The sequence below is a fragment of the Accumulibacter sp. genome, assembly GCF_016789985.1.
Classification (GTDB): domain Bacteria; phylum Pseudomonadota; class Gammaproteobacteria; order Burkholderiales; family Rhodocyclaceae; genus Accumulibacter.
In genome coordinates, this window is record NZ_JAEUOL010000226.1 from 1 (window position 1) to 6,549 (window position 6,549).

Annotated in this window: 6 protein-coding genes and 1 pseudogene; 1 reads left to right on the forward strand and 6 read right to left on the reverse strand. The window is 63.5% G+C overall.

Annotation, left to right across the window (positions count from 1 at the left end; translation table 11 throughout):
- A pseudogene (locus tag JNK99_RS13010) lies at positions 1 to 99 on the reverse strand (HAD-IB family hydrolase); the annotation flags it as partial.
- Between the two features lie 19 nt (positions 100 to 118).
- A complete protein-coding gene (hda, locus tag JNK99_RS13015) occupies positions 119 to 775 on the reverse strand; it encodes a DnaA regulatory inactivator Hda (protein ID WP_291853807.1) in 657 nt (218 codons plus the stop codon).
- Positions 776 to 918: 143 nt separating this feature from the next.
- On the opposite strand from hda, the gene purM reads away from it, so the two are divergent.
- Complete coding sequence (purM, locus tag JNK99_RS13020; protein ID WP_291853816.1) at positions 919 to 1,965, forward strand: phosphoribosylformylglycinamidine cyclo-ligase; 1,047 nt, start codon at positions 919 to 921, stop codon at positions 1,963 to 1,965.
- Between the two features lie 406 nt (positions 1,966 to 2,371).
- On the opposite strand, the gene JNK99_RS13025 is transcribed toward purM, so the two are convergent.
- The 4 genes from JNK99_RS13025 to JNK99_RS13040 form a co-directional block, all read right to left on the reverse strand.
- Complete coding sequence (locus JNK99_RS13025) at positions 2,372 to 2,734, reverse strand: DUF1622 domain-containing protein (protein WP_291853809.1); 363 nt, start codon at positions 2,732 to 2,734, stop codon at positions 2,372 to 2,374.
- Between the two features lie 179 nt (positions 2,735 to 2,913).
- Positions 2,914 to 3,795, reverse strand: a complete 882-nt coding sequence (locus JNK99_RS13030) for an SCO family protein (protein WP_291853811.1) — start codon at positions 3,793 to 3,795, stop codon at positions 2,914 to 2,916.
- Between the two features lie 22 nt (positions 3,796 to 3,817).
- The gene (gene cyoE, locus JNK99_RS13035; protein ID WP_291853812.1) at positions 3,818 to 4,714 is read right to left on the reverse strand and encodes a heme o synthase; all 897 of its coding nucleotides are present in this window, start codon (positions 4,712 to 4,714) and stop codon (positions 3,818 to 3,820) included.
- 126 nt (positions 4,715 to 4,840) lie between these two features.
- A complete protein-coding gene (locus JNK99_RS13040; RefSeq protein WP_291853814.1) occupies positions 4,841 to 6,535 on the reverse strand; it encodes a cbb3-type cytochrome c oxidase subunit I in 1,695 nt (564 codons plus the stop codon).
- Between the last annotated feature and the right edge of the window lie 14 nt (positions 6,536 to 6,549).

Sequence of the window (6,549 nt, forward strand, 5' to 3'; positions counted from 1 at the left end):
GCGGTCGAGGATTCCCTTGCCGATCAGGAACTGGGCCCATTCAAAGTCGCTGTCCCCGGCGATCAGGGTGTTGTCGAGGTCGAAGAGGGCGAGATCCATGGGGGTGCTTTCGGGCAGGTCAGAGGTCCAGCGGGGTCTGCAGAACCTCGCGCAGAAGCGGCAAAGTGATCGGGCGCTTGTGCTGCAGCGAGTAGTGGTCGATGGCGAGCAGCAGGGACGACAGGCTGCGCATGTCTCGTGGTGCGCGCGAGAAAAGGTAGCTGAAGGCCTCGGGCGGCAGGTTCAGGCCCCGCGTCCGCGCCTGCTCGGCGAGCGCGGCCAGTTTCTCGCCGTCGCTCAAGGCCTGCAGGCGATAGACCAGGCCGTTGCCGAGGCGGGTACGCAGGTCTTCGCGCAGCGTCAGTCGCCGGGGTGGTAGGCTGGCGGCGGCGAGCAGGCGCCCCGAACGGCTGCGCAACCGATTGATCAGGTTGAAGAGGACAATCTGCCCGCCATTGCCGAGTGCTTCGAGATGATCGAGCGCGTGGCAGTCGCACTCTGCCGGCAGCCTGGAGAGTTCCGGGTCGAGCCGCGCATCACTGTAGGCGGCCGGGCAGGACTGCAGCAGATGTGACTTGCCGGCGCCGGGCTCGCCCCAGAGGAACAACAGGGGTTCGCGGTTGGCCGGCGCCAGCCAGGCAGCCAGTGCGGTGAGCGTTTCGCCGTTGCTGCCGGTCACGAAGTTGTCGAAGCTGGGTGGCGCCTGCGGCAGCAGGTCTAGGATCAACTGGCGCATGGAGCCTGTTTCGAGCTGAAGCGTGTGCGAGCGGTCAGCGCGCGGGAGGGCCATTTCGGATAAGATTCGTGGTTCAGGCAATCGGAATGGCGCATTCTATCATTGCGCAGCCTTCGCCAGTCTTGCTCGGGATACCCTACCAGATGACCCAGGAAGCTCTCTCCTATCGTGCTGCCGGTGTCGACATCGACGCCGGCGATCAACTCGTCGAACGGATCAAACCGCTCGCCCGAAAAACCATGCGCCCGGGCGTGCTTGGTGGCATCGGTGGCTTCGGTGCCCTGTTCGAAGTGCCCAGGAGCTACCGCGAGCCAGTGCTGGTCTCCGGTACAGACGGCGTTGGTACCAAGCTCAAGCTGGCCTTCGAACTGCAGCGGCACGACACGATCGGCATCGACCTGGTGGCGATGAGCGTGAACGACATCCTTGTGCAGGGCGCCGAGCCGTTGTTCTTCCTCGACTACTTCGCCTGCGGCAAGCTCGACGTGGAGACCGCCGCCGATGTCGTCAAGGGCATTGCGCGCGGCTGCGAACTGGCCGGCTGCGCGCTGATCGGCGGCGAGACCGCCGAGATGCCGGGCATGTACCCGGCGGGGGAATACGATCTGGCCGGTTTTGCGGTCGGTGTCGTCGAGAAGTCGGCGATCATCGACGGCTCGACGATCATTCCCGGTGACGTGGTGATTGGTCTGCCGTCTGCGGGCGCACACTCCAACGGCTACTCGCTGGTCCGCAAGATCATCGCGCGCGCCCAGCCGGACCTGACGGAAGTCTTTGACGGCGGGTGTTCGCTGGCCGAGGTGATCCTCGCGCCGACCCGCATCTACGTCAAGCCATTGCTCGCACTGCTGCGGGCGCTGCCGGTCAAGGGCATGGCGCACATCACGGGTGGTGGCCTGACCGGCAACGTACCGCGCATCCTGCCCCCGCAGGTCAAGGCCGAGATCGTCGAAGCCGCGTGGCAGCGACCGAAGCTGTTCGACTGGCTGCAGCACGCGGGCAGCATCGCCGACAGCGAAATGCATCGTGTCTTCAACTGCGGCATCGGCATGGTCGTCGTCGTGGCCCGCGAGGACGTTCAGCAGGCCGTGCAGAGGCTGCGCGACGCGGGTGAGGCAGCGGTGGCGATCGGCGCCATCAAGCCGCGGGCCGAGGGAGAGGCGGGGACAGTGGTGGTTTCCGGGCGGTAATCAATCTGAGGTCTGTTGACAACCCATGTCGGAAACCTGAGCAGAACAGAGGGCCTGAGCGTGGCCTGTGGCCGATGGCAGGGGCGTGCCGTCAAGACCCTGGGGTATGGGGCGAGCGGTCGATGACTGAAGTGAGGTGCCTCAGGTTTTGGCGCCGCCACATCTTTTGTCGTCCTTCGCCGACATCGTCCGACATTTTCAGCCAAGCAGCGAAGTCCTGCCAGAGGGATCGGCGGGCGCGTTCGGTGCCAATCACGACCCGTGCCGGGAGGCGGGCGACCGTGCCTTGCGGCCCAGCATGGTCGGTGCAGTCACAACCGTAGATGTTCTCGGCAGGCCAGCAGCCCCTGCCGAAGACGCCACGCCGGCCCGGGTTGTGGCTCAGGATGCTGCGGGTACCGCCGGTTCATCGCTCTGCGCATTGTTTAGTCTCTGCTGCGCGCTGCCATGGCCACTGACCTTCCAGCTCAACCTGCAGGGCAGTGCTCAGGAAGGTCCGGATCAGGACGATCAGACCGAGAACGAGGACACCTTCGAGCGTCGGCGTTACCGCCACCGTTCGGATGATGTCGGCTGCGACCAGAAACTCCAGGCCAAGCAGGATGCCCCGTCCGATGTCCTGGCGGATCTGCCGGTAGGTGTCGGCTGCGCGGCAGCCGTAAATGGCACAGCGGGCGATGGCTACCAGCATGCCGAGCACGATGACGAGAATCCCGGCCCCGTCGAGCACCACGCCGACCATCTCGGCCATTTCGTTGAACGATGGCATCGTAGTCTCCTTTCAGTTGCTATCCAATACGGGGCAAGCAAGCAGTGCTTGCCCGACCCACTGACAGGATTCGGCTCGAACAACGCTGGGCTGCGGCCGATCCACTGCGCGGCCATCCGGTGCTGGTCTGCAATGCCTGGACGGATTGTAAGCGACGAGTGCCAGCCGGCAAACCCGGTTCAGGGTGTCTTCGCTGCGTTGCGGCGCCGATTTCTCCAGAAATGGATCGACAGGTAGATCATGAAGCCGACGAAGGTAACGAAGCCGGCGAACTGGAAATAGAGTGAGTAGTTGGTCCGGTACCTGCCGGTGACGGGATCGTAGATCGAGCAGAGGATGCGAACACGTTCCATGATTTCCTTCAGCGTGCCGGCCTCGGGCGGGATCGGCGAGCCGGTGATCAGCCGCTTGAGTGGCTCGGCGAGGTCTTCTGCGGTGAATTTCTCGCCATAGACCTGACGCACGATCTTTCCTTCGGGGTCGACCAGCGTTACCTGATTGATGTGGTCGAAGCCAGCCGGGGTGGCGACATAACTGAAGCCGAAGTTGGCGGTCAGGTCGCTGACGATCGCCGGGGCAGGGCTCAGAAACTCCCAGTTGGGCAGGTGAATGCCGTAGTGTGTGGCGAAGTCCTTGAGTGCTGCAGGTGAGTCGAAGGGCTGGTTGAAGCCGATGCTGACCACGTTGAAGCGATCGGCACCCATCACGCTGACGGTGTTCTGTACGGCTTTCTGCAGATTGCGCGTGATGGTCGGACAGACCTGGAAACAGGCGGTGTAGATGAAGGTGACCAGCAGCGGCTTGCCGCGGTAGTGCGACAGTTCGACCGGTCGTCCCTGGCGATCGAGCAGGACGAAGTCGCCCACCGTCTTGCCGATGACGCCTTGGGACAATTCGAAGGCCGACTTTTCGTCGAGGGTGGTCAGCGCCAGTCCGCTGTTGACACCCTGCGGACGAGCCGTGAGCTTGGGTTTCTCGGGTGCCGTGTCGTCAGCGGCCAGCGGACCGTTTGCCAGCAGGAAGAGTGTCGCGACAAGCGCGTGGGTGAATGGCCCGATCACCGGTGGGTGCGCCAGTCAACGATCAGAAGTGTAGCTGAGCATCCGCAATCGCGGCGAGCAGGACCAGCGTCAACTGCATCAGCGAGGCGTGGAAGCAGACCATTGCCGACTTGCGGTTTGGTTCGCGCGTCAGTCGCCAGGCCTTCTGGATGAAGAGAAATCCCCCGACAGCAGCGCCGGCGAGGTAGATCGGGCCAAGGCCGAGGGCAAGCGGCAGCAGGCTGGCGGCAACCAGAGCCAGGGTACTGTAGAAGATCGTGTTGGCCGCCCGCTGGTCACCGACGACCACCGGTAGCATGGGTACGCCGGCGGCGGCATAGTCGTCACGGAAGGCGATCGCCAGGCTCCAGAAATGCGGTGGGGTCCACAGAAAGAGGACCAGTGCCAGTGCCAGCGGTACGGCACCCAATTGCGGGTCGGCCGCCGTTGCCCCGGCGAGCACCGCCCAACTGCCGGCCAGACCGCCGAAAACGATGTTCAGCCAGGTCCGTCGTTTCAGCCAGACGGTATAGACGATGGCGTAGAAGAAGGCGCCGAGGAAGACGAACAGCGCCGACCAGGCATTGAGGGCAATCCAGGCGGCGCCCACCGACAGCGCCATCAGGATGGCAATCGCCAGCAGCCAGATCGGTCCATGGCGGATTTCTCCGGTGACGAAGGGTCGCTTGCTGGTGCGCGACATCAGGTGGTCGCTGTCGTGCTCGTAATACTGGTTGAAGGCGCCGGCGCTGGCCGAAGACACCAGTACCGACAGGGTCAGCACGAGCAACTGCGGCAGGCTGAGGGCGGGACCTGCACTGACAGCCAGTCCGGCAAGAGCCGTGAAGGTGATGACGACGCCGATGCGCAGCTTGAAAACGCCCAGAATGGCACGGATTGGGAAACCGGGGGTGCTGTTCGATGGGGGTGTGGATTGCATTGGCGGCGATAGCGTAGCGATCAGGTGAATATTGAGTAAAGGTCGGGCCTGCTTGAATCGGGCCTGTACTCCAGGCCCGATTCAAGCAGGCCCCCACGCCCGGAGGCGCGGGGGAGGCTTGCCGAATCAGCTGAGCAGCCAGACTTCGGAAAGGTACTTCCAGTTCACGAAGTAGTAAAGCACGAACGAGACAAAGAGCAGCAGAGCCAAGACCACGGTACCGGGAACGCCGACGTGGTCGCTGCCGTGCGCGACGGCCGAAGCCGCCTGCGTGTTGCTCGGGATCGGCGTCGGACGATCGGAAACCTTGCCACCGTCCAGTTTTTTGCCGAACAGCAGCGAACCGACAACGAGCAGGATCCAGAGTCCACCACCGATGACCGCGATGACCCCGAAGATGCCGGTCAGGCCCATCATCAGGTAGGCAGCACCCGGCCATTCATACTGGAACGGTGCACCCGAGAAGGCCATGTCCCAGTGCCGGCGAGAGACGCCGAGCGTGCCGGCGCCCATCATCACCAGACCGAGCACCGACATGCTGATGCCGAACAGGTAGGGCTGGATCTGGCACAGCTTGGGCAGGATCATCTCGCGCCGGAAGAGTACCGGGACCAACAGGTAGGTGATCGACATGAAAGCCAGCGTGGTGCCGGTGACGACCGTGGTGTGGAAGTGGCCCGGAACATAGAAGGTGTTGTGCATCAGCATGTTGATCTGTTCGGTACCGAGCACGACCCCGGAGATGCCGCCGAGGAAGCCGAAACTGACCAGCGAGATGAACATGCCGGAGAACACCGGATTGCCCCAGGGTGCCTTGCGCAGCCATTCGAAAAGGCCGTTGGTATAGCCCTTGCGCCGTTGCGCCGCTTCGACCGCGCCGGGTACGGTGAAGCCGTGGATCATCGAGGCCATGACCGCGAAGTACATGAAGTACGAGGTGTTGAGCACCTTCCACTCGGCACTCATGCCCGGATCGGAAAGCAGGTGGTGCGCACTGGCCAGTTGCAGGAACAGGATGTAGAGCAGGAAGGCGAAGCGCGACACTTTCTCGGACAGCGGCTTGGCGCCGAACACGACGGCGGCGATCAGGTACCAGATGGAGACGTGCGCGGCGACGTTGATCTGCTGTGACGAGTGCCCCAGGCCCCACCACACCATGCGGTACAACTGCGCGTCGATTTCCTTGATCAGGCCGACCGACCAGAAGAAGGTCGGCACCAGGATGCCGGCACCGGCCAGAATGGTGAAGGTGGCGATGATGGCGGCGGTCAGTGCGCCGAAGGTGACCAGCGGCAGTGAGCCCTGATAGGTCTTGTCACGCCTGGCGACGACCAGCGTGCCGAAGAACACGGCAACGCCGAGCAGCGCACCGACGGCGACCAGGATGATGCCGAGGTAGAAGTGCCAGGCCGCCTGCATCGGGACGTAGGAGGTGAACATCACGCTCGATTCGCCCTGGAAGATGGCGATGTTGGTCGTGATGCCGCCGACGACCATCAGCCAGAAGGCGAGCCAGGCAATTTTAGGCGTCGCCAGTCGGCAGCGCAGCAGGGTCGACGAGGCGAAGTAAAGCACGGCCATTTCGAAGAACAGGATCCACAGGATCAGCATGTCGATGCCGTGAGCGGTCAGGATCAGGTAGAACTGATCGGCCGGCAGCAGTTTGATCGCCGGCCAGCGGGTCAGGATCACCAGCAGCGCGGTGATGCCGCCGACCAGCAGCCAGAGGACGCCGGCGACGGCGTTCCAGCGCATCAGCTTCTCGGCCTGGTCCTCGAACTGCAGTCCGGAGACGGGACAGGTGCGGTAAGTCGTTGCCATCTATTGTTTCCCCC

Excerpts from the sequence above, each read along its gene's own strand:
- JNK99_RS13025 (WP_291853809.1), bottom strand. The coding sequence starts at position 2,734 with ATGCCATCGTTCAACGAAATGGCCGAGATGGTCGGCGTGGTGCTCGAC.
- purM (WP_291853816.1), top strand. The coding sequence starts at position 919 with ATGACCCAGGAAGCTCTCTCCTATCGTGCTGCCGGTGTCGACATCGAC.
- cyoE (WP_291853812.1), bottom strand. The coding sequence starts at position 4,714 with ATGCAATCCACACCCCCATCGAACAGCACCCCCGGTTTCCCAATCCGT.
- JNK99_RS13040 (WP_291853814.1), bottom strand. The coding sequence starts at position 6,535 with ATGGCAACGACTTACCGCACCTGTCCCGTCTCCGGACTGCAGTTCGAG.
- hda (WP_291853807.1), bottom strand. The coding sequence starts at position 775 with ATGCGCCAGTTGATCCTAGACCTGCTGCCGCAGGCGCCACCCAGCTTC.